Below are 21,278 nucleotides of genomic sequence, written 5' to 3' on the forward strand. Positions count from 1 at the left end.
GGGGCGCCGTAGAGCGCTGTATCCCGCACCTTGGGTGCGACGTCGGACAAGCCACTACTTCCCCAGCTCGATCGACCGCAGCCGTGCCGCCTCCACCGCTTCGGTGAGCAGTTTTGTCAGCCGGTCCTCGCCCATCAGCACGGCAAGTGCGGCGGCCGTTGTGCCGTTGGGGCTGGTCACCTGCTGGCGCAGCACGCCCGCATCTTCGCCGCTTTCGGCGGCGAGCGAGGCGGCGCCATAGACCGTCTGCACGGCCAGCAGCCTGGCGGTTTTGGCTGGCAACCCGGCCGTCTCGGCAGCCACCGCCAGTGCTTCGATGAAATGGAAGACATAGGCCGGGCCAGACCCTGACACCGCCGTCACCGCGTCCATCAGGCCCTCGTCGTCGATATCTGTCACTTCGCCGCTCGCCGAGAGCAGATCGGCAACGAAACGTTTCGTATCGATGGAAACCAGCCGGTTGGAAAACACCACCATCATGCCCTTGCCGATCGCCGCCGGCGTGTTGGGCATGCAGCGCACGATCGGCGCGCGATCGCCCAGAATGGACTCGAAAGTGGCGACCGGCGTTCCGGCGGCGATGCTGAGGAAGGTGGTGCGGCCATCGTTGAAGCGCTTGTAGGCGGCGGTCACCTCGCGGATCACTTGCGGCTTCACGGCAATGACGGCGAGGGCCGGCACCGCGTCTGCCGGAATGCCGCCGGCATCCGAGGCAGCATTGCAACCCAGCGCTTCAGCGCGCTTGCGCAGATCGGCATTGGGCTCGACCACGAAAACCGCCGCCGGGGGGAGCTTGCCCGATTTCAGCCAGCCGGAGAGCATGGCGTAGCCCATATTGCCGCAGCCGGCGAGAACAAGCCTGATCGTCATGGAAAACCTCCGCAGAGCATTGGGCCCAAAAGTGGGTACCGGTTTTGGCAAAATCCGATGCTCAAACCAAAAGATGTTCTCCCATAGACCCTCGCGACTAGGCGGGGAAGCCCTGTTGGAACCGAGGATCAGGACGGACCACGAACCGCCATCGGCCGCAGCGACACTTGCCTCAGGCCGAACATGCCGAACACGAAGAGCAGCCAGACCGGGTCGGCGCGATGGAAGAAGAAGCTTTCGAGGAAGGCGTTCAGCGCTGCGAACAGCACCACCATCATGAAGAAGTCGCCGAGATAGATGTTCTCCTTGCGCAAGGGAATGCGCATGTAATCGCGCAGCGGCGCGACTAGGAACGTGTAGACCGCCACGCACAGCGCCGGGATGCCCATCAGCACCGCGATGTCGAGATAGCCGTTATGGCCGTGCACGATGGTTCTGATGTCCCAGGCGCGGTCGAAAGGCTGGTCCTGGTTCAACAGCAGCGGCGTGCCCCAGAAGCTCTCGAAGCCATAGCCGGTCCACGGCCGCTTCGCCAGCATCTCGCCGGCGAACTCCCAAAGAGTCGTGCGCCCGGTGTAGGTCAGGTCGGGGAAATAGAGTGCCGCCAGATGCTTCACCGGCGGCAGGAAGACGATGCCCAGCGTGCCGATCGCTGCGGCGATGATGGCCAGCGCGAACAGGATCGGCGTGCCAAGCCGCATGCCGATCAGGCTCGGCAGCACGACGATCAGGATCGAAAACGGCACCAGTCCGGCCGTCGTCTTGGAACCGGTGTGCAGCATGAAGATCATCGCTGCGCAAAAGATCGATGCGCCCCAGAGCCGCTGTCCGCGCCGGTAGAGGTACAGCCCGGCGAAGCTGAAGCAGGCCATGACGGGCCCGGCGATGTTCTTGTGGGTGAACACGCCGCGCCACAGGCCGGCATGTTCCGGCTCCAGCGACGCGGCGGTGTGCAGCGCCTCGTTTGGAAAGACGATGAGCCCGATATAGGACAGGCCCATGACGACGACGATGGTGAAGATGATGACTTTCGAGAAAGCTTCGGCGTCGCGCGGCAGCGCCAGGATCGTCACCATCGTCAAAATGCCGATCAGCGTGAAGAAGGCGGCGCGCATGGCCGACGGCGGATCGGTTGCCATCACCACCGAAAGCATCAGCAAAGCCAGCATCAGCAGCCAGGACGGGCTGAGCAGCGAGCGCACCACGCGCGGGTCGGCAAAAGCCATGAGCGAGAAGACCGAGATCGCGCCAAGCGAGCCGAAGCCGAGCTGGTTGACGATGTCGCCGCCATCGCCGGTCGTTGCGGCGCCGGCCGGCTGGAACGGACGGAACGACACCAGGATGACAGTGAACAGCAGCGCGGCGATCGCGGACGCGACACCGTCGCGTGTGAAGGCCGCGCTGAGCGGCGCGCGTTCAGTTCTTCTCAGGCTGCCGGTATTGCTCATTGGCGTATCCGAATTCGGCAAGCACGCGGCCGACAGCGACATGGATTGGGTATAAGGCCGTCGCCAACGACCCCGTCTGCGCCAGCCTGGCCGCGCCGCGAAACGGCGAGACGGCAAGCAGCGCCAGGCTCTTCAAGAAAACCCTGGTGCCGGCGAACGGCGTGCCGGCCCGCTTCTTCTTCTCGACCAGTGTCGAGATGACGCCGTTGCGCAGGCTGCGGGCACGGATCCAGTCGGCCTCGATGCGCCGGGCCGGAATTGTTTCATGCACTTGCGCTTCGGCGCACCAGCCAAGCACAAAACCTGTTTGTGCCGCCCGGCTCAGGAAATCGGAATCGCCGCCGCCCATGAAGTTGAATTTCAGGTCGAGGAAGGGCGGCCCCATGGCGGTGAGCACGTTGCGGCCGACCAGCAAATTGCCGGAGGAATACAGCGCGGGTACCCGCCCGGTCTGCCGATAAGGTGGCGCAAAGACCGGGTGCTCGGCCCAACTGGCATGGGCCGCGTCGGCAAACACAGGCGTTTGCGGGCCACCGACAATGTCGGCACCGATCGTCTCGGCCGCCTGGCACATGCGCTCGAGCCACTGCGGATCGGCGATCTCGTCGTCGTCGATGACCAGCAGGTGGCTGAAGTCAGGAAAGTGCAGGATAGCCGTCTGCCAGCCGGCATTGTAGGCGCTGCAATTGCCGCGCTCATGCGCGACGATCACCATGCCCGGGATGTCGCCGCGCTCGAACAGCGGCAGTGCCGCCTTGGCGCCGGCGCGCGCCTCGGCTTCGTTCTCGATGACGATGATTGCGAATCGTCTGCCGGTTTCCTGGGCCTTGAGCGATGCCAGCGTCGCCAGCAGTTGCTCGGGCCGTTTGAAGGTCGGCAGCGTAACGACCGCCTCGACGGCAGCGGCGACAAGTCCCGGCGACCGCCCTGCGATCGACACCGAACCGTCCAATGGCAAAGGGATCATCCGTGTCCAGCCCGGGATTGGTGAGTTTGGCTCTCGATAGCATCCGTGATGATAACGTTTCGTTTATCACCTTCGTGGACAAGCCCGCAAATCGGCAACGCCGGGCCACCAAATATCTTCACTTAATCAAGGCTTCACCGCGCTTTGTTAGCTGTATCCGCTTAGGATAGGTGAGATGCATCTGCTGTTCGCCACATCGATCGTGCCCGACGGAGCCCTTGCCTCGGGCTACGAGATCGCCAATGCCGCGATCATCGCCGCGTTGCGGCGCGCCGGCGCGCGGGTCACCGTGATCGGCTTCACCTGGCCGGGCAAGCCTGCGAGCGATCCGAAGAACACCATCGTGCTCGGCGCCGTCGATGTGCGCACCGAAACCGCCTCATCGCTGCAAAAGCTCGCCTGGGTTGCAAGGGCGATGCTCTCCGGCCTCACTTTCGCGTCGGTCAAGCTGCGCGTGGTCAACGCCAGCGAGGTCCGCGCCGCCGTCGAACGCGCCGGCCCTTTCGACGGCTACGTCTTGAATTCCGTGCAGTTCGCCGGCGCCTTCGAAAGGCTTTTCGGCGACCGGCCGTCGATCTTCGTCGCCCACAATGTCGAGCATCGTTCGGCGCGTGAGAACGCCGCTGCCGCCGGCGGCCTTTTCCAGCGCCTGCTGTTTCGCCGTGAGGCAAGGCTGCTCAAGACTGTGGAAGAACGGCTCTGTCGCCGGGCACGCTTCGTCTTCACGCTGGCCGAGGAAGATCGCTCAGCGCTCGGCGTCGCCTCCGACGACCGCTCGGCGGTGCTGCCGCTGGTGACCTGCGCCGAGCCGCCGGTGCAAAAAACCCCGCGCCGCATCGACTGCGACGCGGCGCTGATCGGCACCTGGACCTGGCAGCCGAACCGCATCGGTCTCGACTGGTTCCTGGAAAAGGTGGTGCCGTATCTCAGGCCCGATTTCCGGGTCAGGATTGCCGGCGGCATGCCGTCGGACCTCAGGTCCGCGCATCCCGGCATCGAATTCGTCGGCCGCGTGCCGGACGCGCAGGCTTTCGTGCGGAGCGCCGCCGTCATCCCGCTGATCAGCACCTCCGGCAGCGGCGTGCAGCTCAAGACCATCGAAACCTTCGAACTCGGCCTGCCCTCCGTCGCCACCAGCCATTCTCTGCGCGGCATCGACCATCGCCCGGTCAATTGCGTGGTGACCGATGATCCGGTCGCCTTCGCCGGCGCCCTGGAAGCAGCAGTAGCCGATGTCGGGGACGTCGACGGCAGCGCTTTCCACCGCCGGCAGCTGAAGGCGCTCCATGCCGCAATCAGGCTCGGCCTGGAAAAGCTCGGGCCTGTCGGCCAGGAGATGTTTGTATGAATGTGCACAACACCCGCGCCGTTTTCGGGGCCGACAGCTTGAAATCGATCCTGGGCATCCCGGTCCTTGCCATCCGCTGGGACGATGCGGTCGCGCACCTGACCCGGTTGATTGCAGAGCGGCGCTTCACCAAGGTCACCTTTCTCAACGCTCACAACGCCAATGTCGCCTATATGGACCCGGTAGTTGCCGAGGCGCTCGACGATTTTCTCATCCTGCCGGACGGCGTCGGCGTCGATCTGGCGGCGAAACTGCTTTACGGAGCATCGTTTCCGGACAATCTCAACGGCACCGATTTCATCCCTGCCTTCCTGCAGGCGTCCGCCAGGCCGCTGACCGTGGGGCTGCTCGGCGCGACCCGTGTCAACGCCGAGGCGGCGTCGAAGAAGCTGGCAGCGCTCGCGTTGCAGCACCGGTTCGTGGTCATCCATGACGGTTATTTCTCTCCCGCCGAGGAGCCGGCAATCGTCGATGGCATCGCCAGATTGCGGCCGGACGTGCTGCTTGTCGCCATGGGCGTGCCACGCCAGGAATTATGGATCGCACGCCACATCGACGCGCGCCACTGCACGCTGCCGATCGCCGTCGGCGCGCTGCTCGATTTCCTGAGCGGCACGGTGCCGCGGGCGCCGCTGTGGATGCGTCGGCTCAGGCTCGAATGGCTGTTTCGGTTGTGGATCGAACCGGGCCGTCTCTGGCGCCGCTATGTGGTCGGCAATCCCCTGTTCCTGTGGCGCGTCATCGGCCAGAAATTCTTGCGGAGGCCCGCTCCTGCCAAAACTCGCCCCAGAGCAGGCCCCGGAGCAGATCATTGAACAACCGGTTCGTGCCGAGCCCTGACACGGAGGCCGATTTCCTTCCCCGGGCGCCGACGGCGGCGGTCGTGACGGCAAGCTATGCGCCGGATTTGGAGCGCTGCCGCCTGCTGTGCGACACAATCGACCGCTACGTTTCCGGCGTGGCGCACCACTATATTCTTGTCGAGCATCGTGACGTGGCGCTGTTTCGTCAGTTGGAGAACAATCGCCGCACCATCGTCGACGAGCGGGACCTGTTGCCGCGCTGGCTGCATGCCTTCGACGATCCGCTCAGCCTGTTCCGCCGGCGCATCTGGCTCAGCCTGAAGACCAAGCCGCTGCGCGGCTGGCATGTGCAGCAGCTTCGCCGCATCGCGATATCGGCGCATGCCGGCGAAGACGTGCTGGTCTTCTGCGATTCCGACGTGGCGTTCCTAAAACCTTTCGACTGCAGCGCCTTCTGGCGCGATGGCAAGGTGCGGCTGTTCCGCCGCGACGGCGTGCTGTCTGCTGACGGTCATGAGGAGCATCGCATCTGGTCGCGCAATGCCGGTTCGGCACTTGGCATCGAGCCATCGGAGGTTTCGACCCACGACTACATTTCGACGCTGATTGCCTGGCGCCGCCAAACCGTGACGGCGCTGTGCGCGCGGATCGAGAAGATCCATGGCCGCAACTGGGTCGAAGTCGTCGGTGCGGCGCGCAAATTCTCCGAATGCATGATCTACGGCCGCTATGTCGACGACGTGCTCGATGGCGCCGGCCATTTCCATGACTCGGAGGCGTTCTGCCGCGTCCACTGGACGGGCGAGGCGCTGTCGGATGACGAGTTCCGCCGTTTCGTCGCCGCCATGGCGCCGCAACAGGTGGCCATCGGCATGCAGTCGTTCATCGGCACCGACGTCGGCCGCATCCGCCGTCTGATCGGGCTCGATTAGTGCTGGGTAAAAGCGCGATTACCTCGACCCGGTTCTGCATGACAATGCCGGGACCGAACCCCAAAGTATTTAAGCATCACGGCTGCTCATGGCTCTTCGAGAACCTTGACCGAGACTAGCAATTGCCGCCGCCCTTACACATCCGCTTAAAGTCCAGAGTCTACGCTGATCGTTCCATTCCTTGTGTTTCATTGTCAGGGCGATCGGGCGTGAAAGACTTACGGGCGATTTCGGGACAGGCGGCCAAGGCTTTGGATTCTGCGCTCATGACTCCTCACAGTAGAGGACTAAGCTCAAAGCCCGTTTGATCTGAGTATTGCCGGGGGGACGCGCTGCGCGGGTCCTGCAGAGAGGAAGGCCGAGATGCCCAACGCGAATGCGGTTCCAAAAACCGCAATGCAAAGATTTCTCGACGCAGTCGAAAGAGTGGGGAACATGGTTCCTCATCCGGTCGTCATTTTCCTGATCCTGATTGCAATCGTCATCGTCTTGTCGGCGCTCCTGAGCGCCTTCGGCGCCGCGGTGACGTTCGAACGCATCAATGCGGACACGCATGAGATTGAAACGGCGACCACCGAGATCCGTAGCCTGCTGAGCATTGAAGGCATACGCTTTCTGTATGCCTCGCTCATTCCCAACTTCATGAGCTTCACTGCGGTCGGGCTGATGATCGCAGCAATGGTCGGCGCCGGCGTGGCGGAGGAATCCGGCCTGGTCACCGCGCTGATCCGAAAGCTCGTAGTCGTGTCACCGGCCTGGGCCCTGACCTATATCCTCGCCTTCGTCGGCATCATCGCCAGCGTTGCCGCCGACGCGGGTTATCTGGTCCTGATTCCGCTGGCCGGTATCGCTTATCTCGCAGTCGGGCGTCACCCGCTTGCCGGTCTCGCCCTGGGTTTCGCCGCGGTGGCAGGTGCCTTTACAGTCAATATGCTTATCAAGCCGCTTGATGCAGTGCTGGTCGAATTTACGAACGATGCGGCGCATCTCGTCGACCCCAACAGATCGATCGGCTTGGCCTCGAATGTCTGGTTCTCCATAGCATCCGTGCTGTTTCTGACAGTGATCATCGCGTTCATCTCCGACCGCATGATCGAACCGCGGCTCGGGGTCTACAAGCCCGAGAAGTCTGTGGATGGAACGGTTCCCGATCAGAGTGCGGGACTGTCCGAAAGAGAATCCCGCGGATTGCGCTATGCCTTATACGGGCTGATCGGCCTGATCGTCGTCTTTTGTTTCCTGACACTGCCGTCTTGGGCGCCGCTGCGAAACCCCGAAACCGGCGAACTGATCGGCAACTCGCCCTTCATGAACGGCCTGATTGCGCTGATCATGCTGATCTTCCTGGTGACCGGCTGGTCGTACGGCATCGGAGCCGGCACGCTGCGCACCCTGACCGAGGTCATCGGCGCGATTGAAAAGTCGATCAAGAACCTGGGCGGGACGATCTTTCTGTTCTTCGTGCTCAGCCAGTTCGTCGCTTACTTTACCTACACCAACATGGGAACGGTGATGGCGCTGAGCCTGTCGGGTGCGCTGCAAGCTGCAAACATAGGCGCACTGCCCCTTCTGCTCGGCTTCATCCTCGTGGTCGCGATCATCGATCTGCTGTTGACTGGAGCAATCGCGAAATGGGCGATTTTCGCTCCGGTCTTCGTACCTTTGCTGATGAAACTAGGCGTCGAGCCGGAAGCTGTTTTGGCTGCTTATCGTGTCGGTGACTCACCGATGAACGCGATAACCCCGCTCAATGCCTATTTTGCTCTCGTAGTTGGATTTGCCCAAAAATACGACAAATCCGCAGGCGTTGGCACGATCGTATCGCTGATGCTTCCCTACGTCCTGTGGATGTACGTCCTGTGGACGGCACTCTTCGCGGGTTGGCAGGCGTTTGGCCTCCCATGGGGCCTGTAATGGCTGATCCAGCACGATGCGAAACAGCACTCAAATCTTGGAGGAGGTAACATGAGCGAAGTTCCGATTCCCCTCGATGTCGCTGCCGCCGAAGAGCACCTGATGCGGTTCCTTTCGATCGAAGGTGTGACCGGATACGAGGCCAATATCGCGGCGGCTGTCAGTGACGCACTGAAGGCCGTTGGCGTGCCAGCTTCGGCAATCCGCTTCGATGACGCCAATACCCGCATTGCGTTGCCAACCGAAACCGGCAATCTGATCGTAGATCTGCCTGGAACGCGCAGCGCACCAAGGCTGCTGTTCTCCACCCATCTTGACACAGTTCCGCTGTGCGCCGGGGCGAAGCCCCGAAGGGAAGGCGATCGCATCGTCTCCGACGGCACGACAGCACTCGGAGGCGACGCTCGTACCGGTGTGGCGCTTCTGGTTGTGCTTGCCGAAACACTGATGAGGCACAAGCTGCCGCATCCGCCGATCACGCTGCTTTTCACGGTACGGGAAGAGAGCGGGCTTCACGGGGCGCGCGAGTTGAACCCCGCCGATCTTGGTGGCCCGGTCATGTGCATCAATGTCGATGGGCAACTCGCCTCCGATCTGATCATCGGCGCGGTCGGACAGGAAAACTGGGAAGTCGAGATCAAGGGCCGCGCGTCCCACGCTGGCGTGGCGCCCGAAAAGGGCATATCGGCGACGCTGGTAGGAGCGATCGCCTTGACTGAGGCGCGGCAGGCAGGCTGGTTCGGCAAGGTTGTGAAACCCGACGGCCGGGGAACCAGCAATGTCGGCATTTTCGGCGGGAGGGATGGAAAGCCCGCGGGCGATGCAACCAATGTCGTTACCGACTACGCATCCATCAAGGGAGAGGCTCGCAGCCCCGAGGCAGCTTTCGCAACGAAGATCGCCAAGGGTTACGCAGATGCCTTCGGCAAGGCGAAGGGGCAGGTCAGAGATCATGAGGGCCAGACGGCAGAAGTAACGTTCAGCCACCAGACCTCCTACCCTCCTTTCAAACTCGCAGAGGACAGCCCGGTCGTGACGCGCGCCATCAAGGCGTTGAAGATGCTGGGTATCGAGGCCAACTGTCTCTTCTCCAATGGCGGGCTGGATGCAAATTGGCTCGACAAACATGGCATCCCTACCATCACCATCGGTGCGGGCCAGGCCGAGATCCATACCATCAAGGAATACGTGAACCTTGCCGAATACGAGAAGGGCTGCCGCCTGGGCGTACTTATGGCGACACTGGAAGAGTAGCAGTCATGCCGCGGGTCGGCCGTAGGGCCGGTGAGGAACCAAGCGATTGAGCCCCATAGCGTACACTGCCACCATCATCGCAGCCGTCGTCGTCCTGTTCGTCTGGAACCGGCTGCCAGTCGTCGTTGTCGCGATGGCGACGGCCACCGCGTTGTGGGCAACCGGCGTCCTGACGATTGATCAGGCGCTCGGCGGCTTCGGTGATCCCGCGGTGATCTTCATAGCCTCCCTCTTCATCGTCAGCGCCGGCCTCGACGTGACGGGCGTCACCGCCTGGGCCGGGCAACTTCTGATCCGTGGCGCAGGCGAAGAGAGCCGCGCCCGCCTGCTGCTGCTGACGATGAGTATGGTCGCGCTCCTTACGGCGCTGATCAGTGTCAATGGCGCCGTGGCTGCACTCCTGCCAGTGGTGGTCGTCATCGCCGTCCGCCTGAAGCGAAATTCGGCCCAGCTGCTCCTGCCTCTCGTTTTTTCCGCGCATGCCGGCTCAAAGTTGGCTCTGACGGGATCGCCAGTGAACGTGTTGGTGTCGAACGCGGGCAGCGACGCCGGCGTGGGCAGCTTCGGCTTCTTCGAATTCGCGCTTGTAGGCTTGCCGCTGCTGGCAGGAACGATGGCCATCATCATAGTGTTCGGAAAACGGCTGTTGCCCGAACGCAACGGCGCGACCATGCCTGCCGACTTCAGCCGCCATGCGAAGACGCTCGTCGAGCAATACGGCCTTGCCAGCGGCGTCTACCAAATGCGCGTGCGCGCAAGTTCGCCGTTTATCGGCATGCCCGCGTCTGCGATCGAGTTGGGCACCTATCCCGACCTGCAAGTCGTCGCCGTTCAGGAGGGTGAAACGGCCAGCCCGCTTCGCAGACCTGTTATCGCCGAGGGGGATCACCTGCTGCTGCGGGGCGACGCCGAGTCGGCCGCTGCGTTCGCTGCCGACAAACACCTCGCATTTAGCGAGTCGGCGGCGCCAGGGCAGGGAGAGGAGACGCTGTTCAACCGCAGCTCGGGCCTCGCCGAGGTGGTGATTCCGCCACGCTCCGGCCTTATTGGCCAGAACGTTTTCCCGGGCATGGTCACCGAGAGCGGCGACCTGATCGTCCTTGCCGTGCAGCGCGCCGGCGCAGAGGTGGTCGCCACCAACGCAACACGAGATGCAGGAGGTATCGTGCTGCAGGCCGGGGACACGATGCTCCTGCAGGGAACGTGGAAAGCTCTCGATCACCGCCTCAAGGATCCGGATGTCCTGGTCGTCAATTCGCCCGAACTGGTGCGTCGTCAGGCGGTGCCGATGGGGCCGGGTGCCCGCCAGGCCGTTGCCATTCTGATCGCGATGGTCGTGCTCCTCGCCACGGGCATCACCCCGCCAGCGGTAGCCGGCCTGCTCGCCGCCGGAGCGATCGTCCTGTCGGGGATCATGAGTGTCGATCAGTCCTACCGAGCCATCGATTGGACGACCGTGATCCTTGTCGGCGCGATGATGCCGCTGTCCACCGCCATGGTCGAGACAGGCGCCGCGAAACTGATGGCAGAGCATCTGGTGTCGCTGGTCGGCGACGCCGGTCCCATTGCCCTACTCGCCGGCCTGTTCGTGCTGACTGCCATAATGGGGCAGCTCATCAGCAACACCGCGACTGCTCTCATCGTCATCCCGATCGGGGTCGCAGCCGCGCTAACCATGGGTATTTCGCCCCGTCCCGTGCTCATGAGCACCGCCGTGGCGGCGGCCGCAGCATTCCTGACGCCGATCGCAACCCCCACGAACCTGATGGTCATGGGTCCCGGCGGTTACGCTTTCGGTGACTACTGGAAGCTTGGTCTACCGCTCATGCTCTGGTTCTTTGTCGTGGCCGTGCTCATAGTGCCGATGATCTGGAGCTTCTGAATTGCCATGAATGCCCGCTGGGTTCCGGTTCTGCTGGGCATCATCTGCGCAATTCTCCTGCTGGCCGCGCTCTATTTCGCCGACGCGATCATTGCGCCGGTCGCCTGCGCCCTCTTTATCATCGCGATCGTCTGGCCGGTTCAGAAACGGCTGCAGGCACGCCTGCCGCAGCTTCTGGCGCTCGCCATTGTTGTAACGCTCGTCATGCTGGTCTTTATCGTGTTCGCGTCCGTCGTGGCCTGGGGTTTCGGTCGGATCGGCAGATCCGTCATCGCCGAGACGCCGCGGCTTCAAGCGCTCTACGAACAGGCGACAGCCTGGCTGGAGACGCACGGGATCGCCGTTGCCGGCCTATGGGCGGAGCATTTCAATGTGCGCTGGGCTGTGGCGGCGATGCAGGGCCTGTCAGCACGGCTGAACACGACGATCTCGTTCTGGATCGTGGTACTGATCTACGTGCTGCTCGGCCTGCTCGAGGTCGGCCCGCTGGCGCGTAAAATCCCCAGCATCTTCAGCGGCGAGGCTGCGCGCATCCTGATCGTCGGCGGCGAACGCACAGCCGCCAAGCTGCGCCGGTACCTGGTGATCCGAACGATCATGAGCATTGCAACGGGTGGCATGATCTACGTGTTTACCCTGGCGCTTGGCCTGCAGCTTGCCACGGAGTGGGGCGTCATCGCCTTCACTTTGAATTTCATCCCCTTCGTCGGCCCGTTCGTCGCAACGCTGCTGCCGACCTTCTACGCGCTGGCCCAGTTCGAATCCCTGTATTCCGCACTTTTCGTCTTTGCCTGCCTCAATCTCATCCAGTTCGCGATCGGCAGTTATGTAGAGCCGCGTTTGGCCGGCAAGGCGTTGGCGCTGTCGCCCTTTCTCGTGCTGTTTTCTGTCTTCCTTTGGATGTTCCTCTGGGGCCTGTTCGGCGCCTTCATCGGGGTCCCGATAGCAATTGCAGTGCTGACCTTCTGCGCCCAGTCTCCGTCGGCCAGGTGGCTCGCCCAGTTGTTAGGCGCCCCTGACGATGAGGTGGGAAGCGCCCAAGGTAGATAGGGAACATGTGGATAGGGAACAGTAAGAGCAGCCAGCCCCGGAAATTAACCTTTCACGCGGGCTCGGATTAGACCGAGAACAGTCATCAGAACGACGCCACCGAGCAGGCCCGAAACGCCGACCCCGATCAGGACGGCAGGGGTAAGCCCGCCCAGCCCGCGCATGACGGAATCGGCGGCGTTTTCAGCGTGCCCAACCAGGTGGCCAATGCCGGGAATCTGCGCAGCTACGAAGGTCAACGCAAAACCTCCGGCCATGCCGGCCAGAACGGCTGCGATCTTGGTAAGTTCAACGCTGGGCCACCACCACCGCACAGCGAGTGCCCCCGCCGCGCCGCAGAGCATCTCGATGGCGATGGCTATGACAGTTTCGGTCGGGGACAACAGTCACTTTCTCCAGCACGAACGGGAGCGGCGATGCCGCCTACGCCGACGGCGCCGAACCGGCTTCTGCGGAATGGCGCTTGAGGGCGTCGCGCAGAACCTGCTCCTTGGTCTCGTCGAGCGAGGTCTTGAGGACGATTCCACCGAAGCCCTGGATCTGCTTCAGAACCTTGTCTTCGGTCATCTCCTGGATCAGCAGGAAGAGCGCGGCATTGCCTGGCACGATGCTTGCCGACAGATCTTTCATGAAGGCATCATTGATGCCGACATCGGTCAACGCGCCCCCAAGCGCACCCGAAGCCGTGCCAACCGCCACGCCTATAAGCGGATTGAGGAATAAAATCCCGATGAGCAATCCCCAGAAGCTGCCGGAAACGGCGCCGGTAGCCGTGGTGTTCATAAGCTGGTTCAGCTTGACCTTTCCCGCCTCGGTCTTGGTGGCGATGACAGCGTCGCCAAGCTTGATCACATATTCCTTCTGTAGACCGAGCAGGGTTTGGCGGACTTCTTCAGCCTTCGCCTCGGTGGGATAAACAATGACGATGAGGGTTGACATGGAGGCTCCTGTCGACGGCAGCCATTAGGGCTGCGTAGGGGGTGCCGTATTTTAGGGCGTCCAGCACCTGAAGAAATCGGCATGGAGTCCTGCTTATGTGCCCCATGTCTCTTTTTCGCAGCGCCGGGGAATCGATTGACTGATGTCAAATCCGTTTCCAGTCTTGCCACAGCCTGAGGCAACTAACTTGGCCTCACGCTTCCTCATGCCGGCGTCGCTGGCGAAATCGGGCGATAGGCCGAGGGAACAGGAGCGCTTTGGAGAATATCGTCCGATGTAGGACGAGAGGCACAGTTTTGGAATTCTGGGCCAATGGCAAGGCGGCCAGAAGGCGCTATCGTCAACAACGGAAGCGGAAGCATCCTAAGCTGTAGTCACGGTCCATCTGATGATCTCCGAGCGTTCCTTTCTCCATCAATGACCGCTCAAGCCGAAGCGACCTTGATACACACAAGGACTTGATCATGTCGGACCTATCCAAAAAAGGCCTCGACCGTCGCGATCTGATAATAGCATCCATCGCGACGGTTGGCGCGGCGGCCGCCCTCGCGGCCAACGCTGGCTCTGCAACCGCCCAGGACGTAGCGGCTCCCTCTGCCGACGCCGCATCCGGTGGGTCTCAGGGAACGGTCTATACCGGCGAAGTGATCCAGGGGAAAAAGGTCGTCAGTGCGCTCGACGTCAGCGACCTGGAAGCCGGGCAGAAGCACCTCTTGTACTTTCAGGGCGTGCAGATGCCCACCGGACAGTATTGGTATGTGTCCGTGGCGGTCGCCAAGGGGGCAAAGCCGGGCAAGCGCGTCGTTCTGACCAGCGGTGTGCACGGCGACGAGATGAGTTCCGTGCATACGGTCCTGACCGTGATGAACCAGCTCGATCCAGCGGAAATGTCGGGCACGGTGATGGCGGTCACGGACATCGCCCGCCCGGCTATGGAGGGCATGCAGCGCAGATGGCCCAATTCGGGCAGGGGCGCCGGCCTGATCGACATGAACCGGGAATGGCCCGGGAACGAGAACGGCTTCACCGCGCCCAGCCGGCACGCCGCGCTGCTGTTCAACCGGCTGCTGCGGCCGAACGCCGACGCGGCGATCGACTTCCATACCGGGACAAGCGGATTCGAAGTCACCGCATTCAATATTGCAAGCATGGATGTGCCCGAGATACGGTCGATGGTGGAACTCTACCCGGTCGGCCAGATCTTCGACAATCATACATATCCCGGTGTCCTGCATGACGCGTTTGTCGACGCGGGTATCCCGTCTTTTTGCCCGGAGGTCGGCGCTGCGCGCGTCCTCGATCTCGAGATGATCCCCCTGTTCGTGGAGGGCACGATGAATGTCCTCAAGCATCACGGCATCCTGGCCGGCCCAATGGGACGGACAGGCAAGGACGTGGGTGTTTTCTTAGGCAACAGCGCGGTTCCGGTCGTGGCAACCCAGGGCGGGTTTATCGAGCATCTGGTCAAGCTCAACGACAAGGTTGAAGCCGGACAAAAGGTGGCCATCCAGCGCAACAGCTTCGGCGAAGTGGTCGCGGAATATACAAGCAGCGTTAATGGAGAGATTGCGGGCCAGCGCAGCGAAGTACCGTCCGAGCCTGGCGACCCCTTGGCATTCATCCTTTTCAACAAGGCGGGGCCGGATGGCGGTGAAACTTACCCGGAGTGAGTACGCCACGACAGCGCCGAGAAAGGCGCCAGCTCCGGCTCCGGCTCCTGCGTCCGGTTCCTGCCCCCTTTTCGGTGGCGCCAAGGACGGCAACACGCAGACAGGAGGCAAGTTTTGTTTTCTACTCATCTCGAACTTAGCTTCGATGGAGAGAGGTCATGAGCACAGAGTCCTGAACTTTGTATGGTTGCCCCTGAGATATTGGCCGCCACCGTCTTTGCCTTGACAAGGCAGCCGAGGACGAATTGTTCTCGAAGAGCCCGTCGATATGGAGGAAGTCTTATGCGTCGTCTTTTGTTCGCTTGCTTTGGTGTAGCTCTCAGCTTCGTTCTCCCTGTAGTTTCGTCAACGCCCGCCCACGCAGTCACGATAAACATCAATATCGGCACCAGCCTCAATAACGGCCGTGCCATCACTTGTCGTGATGGCGAGCGAATCTTGCGCAATCGCGGCTTCAGAGACATTCGACGTGTCGATTGCCGCGGGCGGTTCTTCGTCTATCGCGCCAGGCGCGGCGCAAGCCGTTTCGAAATTGCAGTGAGCGCGAACAATGGCCGCGTCGTCGATCTGCGTCGCCTTAGAAGATAATGGCTAGGGCTATCTTCCAGGGTCTGGATTCCGTTAGACTCAGCCTAAGGACTCGATCGTTACGCCGTCCTTGCAAGTTTGCTGTCCGTTAAACGCTGAGGACCAATGGGTTGCGCGCGATCCTGACAAAGCTCGCACACTCATTCCTCGCGGCAGGGATGCTGGTAGCGACCCTTGCGTTCGCGGTCTCTCTTACGCCCAGCCTTATACCACGATCCTATCTGGTCCAGGGTGTGCTTTCGGGACTTTCGGCTGCTCTCGGATACGGCATCGGCTTCGTCGCTTATTCGCTGTGGACCTATCTCGAATTGCCGCAGCTACGGGACCGAACCCTGAAGGCGGCGAGAATTGCAGTCGCCGGCACGTGCGTTGTGATTGCCGCTGTCTTCCTTTGGAGAACTCTGGAATGGCAGAATTCGATCCGCGTTTTGATGGATCTCGCTCCGCTGGACACCGCGAGTCCGCTCAAGACAGGGATTGTCGCTGTCGTCGTATTTGCGACACTCATGTTGTTGGCACACCTTTTCAGGCACACCTTCCTGGTGTTCTCCGGCTGGCTTGGGCGCTTCGTCCCGAGGCGGGTCTCCCATCTTGTCGGCGGCCTGCTGGCGGTCGCGCTGTTCTGGTCGGTCGTCGAGGGACTGGTCTTCAGCCTGACGCTTAGAATCCTGGATTCCTCGTTCAAGCAGATGGATGCTCTCATTGAAGATGACCTCAGCAGGCCCGCGCAATCGATCAAGACGGGAAGCGCGGCTTCTTTGCTGTCATGGGAAGAACTCGGCAGGCAGGGCCGCAGGTTTGTCAGTTCCGGTCCAACGGCGGCAGAGATAACCACTTTCTTCGGGGAAGGGGCTGTGGACCCTATTCGGGTGTATGTCGGAATGGGTTCGGCCGACACTGCGGATGAACGCGCGAAGCTGGCCTTGCAGGAATTGAAACGCACCGGCGCGTTCGAGAGATCCATACTGATCATCATCGTGCCGACTGGTACCGGCATGATTGATCCGGCTGCGCTGGACCCGGTTGAATATCTTCACAGGGGCAATATCGCGAGCGTCGCAATGCAATACTCTTACCTCGCCAGTTGGTTATCCCTCCTGGTCGAGCCGGACTACGGTGCGGAGGCCGGCGACGCGCTGTTCCAAGAGGTCTACACCTACTGGTCTTCGCTTCCACGCGACGCCCGCCCGAAACTCTACTTGCACGGCCTAAGCCTCGGGGCGATGAACTCTGAACAGTCGGCGAACCTTTACGATGTCGTCGCAGATCCGTTTCAAGGCGCCTTGTGGAGCGGGCCACCTTTCGCAAGCCGCACCTGGCGATCCGTTACCGACGGCCGCAATTCCGGATCGCCCGAATGGCTCCCCCGCTTTCGCAACAGCTCGATCTTCCGGTTTACCAATCAGAACGATGCCTTGGACATTCCAGACGCGGAGTGGGGACCGATCCGGATAGTCTACCTTCAATACGCCAGCGATCCGATAACCTTCTTCGACGTCGCCACGCTTTATCGAGAACCCGATTGGATGAAAGAGCCGCGCGGACCCGACGTATCGGAGCAGGTTCGCTGGTATCCGCTTATCACGATGCTGCAACTGACGGTCGATATGGCAATGGCGACGACGTCTCCAATGGGCTACGGCCATGTCTTTGCACCGCAGCACTATATCGATGCGTGGCTGGCCGTAACCGATCCGCCGAGCATTACACCTGAAGACGTTGCTCGGCTGAAGGTCCTTTTCATCACGCGCGGGACGACGCCTGTCAGCGGATAAATCAGTTTTGTCATTGTTACAAAAGTAGGAGAAACGCCGTGAAGCTGCTGTCAGCCCTTGTTGCCGCAGCCATGTGCTGCCTGGCGTCGCATGGCGCGTATGCTGCGGATGTGAAACTGTCCGGCAGCGCCTTCTACCGGGAGCGGATTGCGCTACCCTCAGATGCCACTCTCCTTGTGGAATTCATAGATTTGGCCAAGCCAAAAACCGCCCTGGCCGCAACTGCGGTGGCGCCGGCCGGACAAGTTCCCATTGCCTTTGGCCTGGTTGTCGATTCAAGCAAACTCTCGAACGGAGGGGCCTATGCGATACAGGCCCGCATTGAGGTCGGCGGCTCCGCCTGGTTCGCCAGTGCCGAGCCGACCCCGTTTGATCTGGCGAGAGCGGGAGAATTGTTTTCAATCCTCCTCGTTCAGGCAGGCAGTAAGGATGCAGAGGAGGCTTCCGGCGTCTCGCTGGCAGGTACCGAATGGAGGGTTTTAGAGCTGGAGGGCAAGAAGGCCGATACGAACGTGACGTCGACGCTTATTTTTGATGCTGATGGCGCGGTGAGCGGCAATGGTGGCTGCAACGCTTTTCGCGGCGACGTCGATATAGAAGGTACGACAATGAGATTTGGCCAACTGGCATCGACAATGATGGCCTGCGAAGATGCCAAGTCCGTTCAAGAGGCGGTCTTCCACGCAGCGCTTTCGCAAACTGCGGCGTATTTTGTACAGGATGGAAATCTGATGCTCGTCGATGCTGCAGGTAAGACCGTCGCTCGCCTGGGAGCGCCGTGAGGCGGCTAAGCTGACGTTAGCGGGGACTTGTCCCGCCGTGCTCGGTCCGGTCAGGTTCCATCTACAGTGCGGAGTAGCTGGTAAAGCGTTTGCGGCCCTTCGTGTCGTGCCTGGCATTGCTGCGCCACGACGAAGCCATCGCTCGCCCAACCTATATCCCGTGCTTCCTTCGGTGAAATGCCGAATTCGTGCCTGAACGTTCGACTGTAGCTGGAAGCATCGACGAAGCCCCATTGCTCGGCGATCCGGGATATGGACCGCGTATCGCCAATGTCGGAGAGCGCGTCCCGCGTTCGCAGTAGCCGCTGCTTGCGAATGTAAGAAGCTACTCCCCCGAGCGGCTCGAAAATTCTGTATAGCCGGGAGCGGGACACGCCAAGTTCCGCGCACAGCGTTTGGGACGTCAGTTGGCGATCCACAAGTCTGCCGTCAATCATCCGTCGCGCTCGGCCTAGAAATGTCGCGTCGATTGGGGTTTGTGCTTCTCTCAAGCGATCCTGGGAGGGCGCGAGACATACGGCCACAAGGCTTCGTGTTGCCTCGACGACGTATGGTATCTCCGGCGACTGCAAATCCGCCAGCGACCGGTTGAGAAGAAGCAGGTAGTCTGCCAGCAGCTTACCGAGCCCTCCTTCGAACTTGGCATCCAACATTCGATGGAGCCCGGCAGTCGAGGTAAACAGATCGTTTGGGATGAAGAGCGTAAGGACCCCGTCGTGATTGATTTGTCTATCGAACGGGCTGGCCAGGCAGTGCAGCTCAGGCACAGCTTTCTCGCCTTTATGCCACTCACCCGGCAAGCAAAACGGCAGGGTGACATACCAATGGTCAAGAACGGCATTTTTCAGATGCTTCTGGCGATGAGCATGATTTTCGCCTGGAAGCTCAGTTCGCATAAAAGCGAGTCTATCCAGGTTCCACACCGTTTGGCGGGCCGGAAAGGATTGAGGACAATCCCGCACGGCTGACAAGTCCATCACGCCTCGATTGGCGAAACGGAAAGCCGGAAATTGCTCGTGCGGTTGAAAGCTAAAGGTTGAAAAATCAAGAGAATGCGTAAATTTCGCATTCTTACTTTCGTGCTCTTCGAGCGATTGGAGCGCGGAGTCTTGATACATTAGATGACTCTAAATTACCGTTGCTCCGCGTAATGTCCAAACAAACATCACCTTCTTTGTACCATATCGTACCACGCACAAGCCTCAAAACAAAATTGACAGAGCGTGTGAGCAATTGTCCTTGAATTGGGCCTGATGGCTCGATGCTTGCGAAGCGGCCAATCTTCTGAAAAAAACGAATCTAGCAGTTTCGGCGTCGGAAAATGCTGCAGGGATTCATGCGAAAGCTTTTCATGCGTGATCTGCACGGAGCGCGGAGGTCGCGCAATGCCGGTTCGGCGCTTGGCATCGAACCATCGGAGGTTTCGACCCACGACTACATTTCGACGCTGATTGCCTGGCGCCGCCAAACCGTGACGGCGCTGTGCGCGCGGATCGAGACGATCCATGGCCGCAACTGGGTCGAAATCGTCGGTGCAGCGCGCAAATTCTCCGAATGCTTGATCTACGGCCGCTATGTCGACGACGTGCTCGCCGGCGCCGGCCATTTCCATGGCTCGGAGGCGTTCAGCCGCGTCCACTGGACGGGCGAGGCGCTGTCGGATGACGAGTTCCGCCGTTTCGTCGCCGCTATGGCGCCGCAACAGGTGGCCATCGGCATGCAGTCGTTTATCGGCACCGATGTCGGCCGCATCCGCCGCCTGATCGGGCTCGATTAGTCCGAGGATAAAAACACATCGCCCTTTAACGACCGGGCTTAGGCCCCCGACCTTCCTCTCAGGAGGTCATGAAAGGGTGGGAAGTCGCCTGTTACTGGCGGAAGCGCAGGTTCCGTCGCGTGAGTTCGTTGACCGAGGTGCAGCCCATCAGCTTCATGCCACGCTCAATCTCGATGTGCATCAATTCCAGTGCGCGTTCGACGCCGGCCTGTCCGGCGGCCGCCAGTGGGAAAAGGTAGTAGCGGCCCAATCCGACGGCCTTTGCGCCCAGCGACAGGGCCTTGAGCACGTGGGTGCCGCGCTGCACGCCACCATCCATCATCACATCGATTCTGTCTCCCACCGCATCGACGATCTCGGCAAGCTGGTCGAACGCGGTACGCGAGCCGTCGAGTTGGCGACCGCCGTGATTGGAGAGGACAATTCCGGTGCAACCAATCTCGACCGCACGCCTGGCATCCTCGACCGACATGATGCCTTTCAGGCAGAACTGTCCGCCCCAGTGCTGCACCATCTCGGCAACGTCGCCCCACGACATGGAGGGGTCCAACATCTCCGTGAAGTAGCGGCTGATCGACATCGCGCCGCCGCCCATGTCGACATGGCCTTCGAGCTGTGGCAGCCGGAACCGCTCATGCATATAGTAGTTGATCGCCCATGACGGTTTGACCGCGAACTGCGCGATGCCAGCGAGATTGAGCTTGAAGGGGATGGCGAACCCCGTTCGCTTGTCACGCTCGCGGTTGCCGCCGGTGATGCTGTCCACCGTCAGCATCATCACCTCTACTCCCGCCTGCTTGGCCCGGGCCATCATCTCGCGGTTCAATCCGCGGTCCTTGTGGAAGTAGAATTGGTAGACTTGCGGCCCATTGCTGATCTGGCGCGCCTCTTCGAGGCTGACGGTGCCGAGCGAGGAGACGCCGAACATCGTGCCATATTTCGCCGCCGCTGCCGCCACCGCACGTTCGCCCTGATGGTGGAACAGGCGCTGGAGCGCTGTTGGCGAGCAGTAGGCCGGCATCGCCAGCTTCTGGCCCATGACGGTCACCGACATGTCCACATTGGTCACGCCGCGCAGAACATTCGGCACCAGGTCGCAGTCATCGAAGGCAGCCCTGTTGCGCCGATAAGTGACTTCGTCATCGGCCGCACCGTCAATGTAGTTGAAGATCGGTCGGGGAAGGCGCTGTTTGGCCATGCTGCGGAAGTCATGGAAGTTGTGGCAATTCCTCAGACGCATCTCATCACTCCGTTGGCCCGGCTCATCTGCCCGATAGCA

18 protein-coding genes and 1 pseudogene are annotated in these 21,278 nt (G+C 61.2%); 12 read left to right on the forward strand and 7 right to left on the reverse strand.

The genetic code is table 11. From position 1 onward, the window contains the following. Positions 1–54: 54 nt before the first annotated feature. The 3 genes from proC to AC0L2V_RS02675 form a co-directional block, all read right to left on the reverse strand. Positions 55–870 (reverse strand): pyrroline-5-carboxylate reductase, encoded by an 816-nt coding sequence (gene proC, locus AC0L2V_RS02665; protein ID WP_473517491.1) that lies wholly within the window; start codon positions 868–870, stop codon positions 55–57. Positions 871–998: 128 nt separating this feature from the next. After that, positions 999–2,318: an O-antigen ligase family protein gene (locus AC0L2V_RS02670; RefSeq protein ID WP_473519335.1), complete on the reverse strand. Its 1,320-nt coding sequence runs from the start codon at positions 2,316–2,318 to the stop codon at positions 999–1,001. Next, a complete protein-coding gene (locus tag AC0L2V_RS02675) occupies positions 2,287–3,285 on the reverse strand; it encodes a glycosyltransferase family 2 protein (RefSeq protein WP_473511366.1) in 999 nt (332 codons plus the stop codon). The genes AC0L2V_RS02670 and AC0L2V_RS02675 overlap by 32 nt, the downstream gene beginning before the upstream one ends. Positions 3,286–3,460: 175 nt before the next feature. Here AC0L2V_RS02675 and AC0L2V_RS02680 point away from each other — a divergent pair, with 175 nt between their 5' ends. The 7 genes from AC0L2V_RS02680 to AC0L2V_RS02710 all read left to right on the forward strand — a co-directional run bounded on the left by AC0L2V_RS02680 (position 3,461) and on the right by AC0L2V_RS02710 (position 12,468). Continuing rightward, positions 3,461–4,633 carry a glycosyltransferase gene (locus AC0L2V_RS02680; protein WP_473511368.1) on the forward strand — a complete coding sequence of 391 codons (1,173 nt, stop codon included), beginning with the start codon at positions 3,461–3,463 and terminating at the stop codon, positions 4,631–4,633. Next, positions 4,630–5,448, forward strand: a complete 819-nt coding sequence (locus AC0L2V_RS02685; RefSeq protein ID WP_473511370.1) for a WecB/TagA/CpsF family glycosyltransferase — start codon at positions 4,630–4,632, stop codon at positions 5,446–5,448. The genes AC0L2V_RS02680 and AC0L2V_RS02685 overlap by 4 nt, the downstream gene beginning before the upstream one ends. Next, on the forward strand, positions 5,445–6,368 hold the full coding sequence (locus AC0L2V_RS02690) for a DUF6492 family protein (protein WP_473511371.1): 924 nt from the start codon (positions 5,445–5,447) through the stop codon (positions 6,366–6,368). The genes AC0L2V_RS02685 and AC0L2V_RS02690 overlap by 4 nt, the downstream gene beginning before the upstream one ends. Positions 6,369–6,731: 363 nt before the next feature. Continuing rightward, positions 6,732–8,282, forward strand: a complete 1,551-nt coding sequence (locus AC0L2V_RS02695) for an AbgT family transporter (protein ID WP_473511373.1) — start codon at positions 6,732–6,734, stop codon at positions 8,280–8,282. Positions 8,283–8,333: 51 nt separating this feature from the next. Continuing rightward, complete coding sequence (locus AC0L2V_RS02700) at positions 8,334–9,536, forward strand: M20/M25/M40 family metallo-hydrolase (RefSeq protein ID WP_473511374.1); 1,203 nt, start codon at positions 8,334–8,336, stop codon at positions 9,534–9,536. A 46-nt stretch (positions 9,537–9,582) separates the two neighbouring features. Then, positions 9,583–11,418 (forward strand): SLC13 family permease, encoded by a 1,836-nt coding sequence (locus tag AC0L2V_RS02705; RefSeq protein ID WP_473519336.1) that lies wholly within the window; start codon positions 9,583–9,585, stop codon positions 11,416–11,418. 6 nt (positions 11,419–11,424) lie between these two features. Then, a complete protein-coding gene (locus AC0L2V_RS02710) occupies positions 11,425–12,468 on the forward strand; it encodes an AI-2E family transporter (RefSeq protein WP_473511377.1) in 1,044 nt (347 codons plus the stop codon). A 44-nt stretch (positions 12,469–12,512) separates the two neighbouring features. Here AC0L2V_RS02710 and AC0L2V_RS02715 read toward each other — a convergent pair whose 3' ends face one another. Then, the gene (locus AC0L2V_RS02715) at positions 12,513–12,851 is read right to left on the reverse strand and encodes a hypothetical protein (protein ID WP_473511379.1); all 339 of its coding nucleotides are present in this window, start codon (positions 12,849–12,851) and stop codon (positions 12,513–12,515) included. A 40-nt stretch (positions 12,852–12,891) separates the two neighbouring features. Next, entirely contained in the window at positions 12,892–13,407 is a 516-nt protein-coding gene (locus tag AC0L2V_RS02720) for a DUF1269 domain-containing protein (RefSeq protein WP_091595172.1), read from the reverse strand. A gap of 464 nt (positions 13,408–13,871) precedes the next feature. Between AC0L2V_RS02720 and AC0L2V_RS02725 the strand changes: the two genes are divergently transcribed. The 4 genes from AC0L2V_RS02725 (at position 13,872) to AC0L2V_RS02740 (ending at position 18,222) form a co-directional block, all read left to right on the forward strand. Continuing rightward, on the forward strand, positions 13,872–15,077 hold the full coding sequence (locus AC0L2V_RS02725) for a M14 family metallopeptidase (RefSeq protein WP_473519337.1): 1,206 nt from the start codon (positions 13,872–13,874) through the stop codon (positions 15,075–15,077). Positions 15,078–15,359: 282 nt separating this feature from the next. Beyond that, positions 15,360–15,665: a hypothetical protein gene (locus AC0L2V_RS02730; protein WP_091595177.1), complete on the forward strand. Its 306-nt coding sequence runs from the start codon at positions 15,360–15,362 to the stop codon at positions 15,663–15,665. Positions 15,666–15,823: 158 nt separating this feature from the next. After that, a complete protein-coding gene (locus tag AC0L2V_RS02735) occupies positions 15,824–17,440 on the forward strand; it encodes an alpha/beta hydrolase (RefSeq protein ID WP_473511465.1) in 1,617 nt (538 codons plus the stop codon). 38 nt (positions 17,441–17,478) lie between these two features. Further along, a complete protein-coding gene (locus tag AC0L2V_RS02740; protein ID WP_473511382.1) occupies positions 17,479–18,222 on the forward strand; it encodes an META domain-containing protein in 744 nt (247 codons plus the stop codon). A gap of 50 nt (positions 18,223–18,272) precedes the next feature. Here the strand turns inward: AC0L2V_RS02740 and AC0L2V_RS02745 are convergent, their stop codons facing one another. Further along, positions 18,273–19,340, reverse strand: coding sequence for a helix-turn-helix domain-containing protein (locus AC0L2V_RS02745; protein ID WP_473511384.1), 1,068 nt, complete (start codon positions 19,338–19,340; stop codon positions 18,273–18,275). A gap of 260 nt (positions 19,341–19,600) precedes the next feature. On the opposite strand from AC0L2V_RS02745, the pseudogene AC0L2V_RS02750 reads away from it, so the two are divergent. Continuing rightward, positions 19,601–19,999, forward strand: a pseudogene (locus AC0L2V_RS02750) (DUF6492 family protein); the annotation flags it as partial. Between the two features lie 91 nt (positions 20,000–20,090). On the opposite strand, the gene AC0L2V_RS02755 reads toward AC0L2V_RS02750, so the two are convergent. Continuing rightward, positions 20,091–21,239, reverse strand: a complete 1,149-nt coding sequence (locus AC0L2V_RS02755; RefSeq protein WP_473519408.1) for an alpha-hydroxy acid oxidase — start codon at positions 21,237–21,239, stop codon at positions 20,091–20,093. Positions 21,240–21,278 lie beyond the last annotated feature (39 nt).

It is taken from the genome of Mesorhizobium sp. WSM4814 (assembly GCF_055811595.1).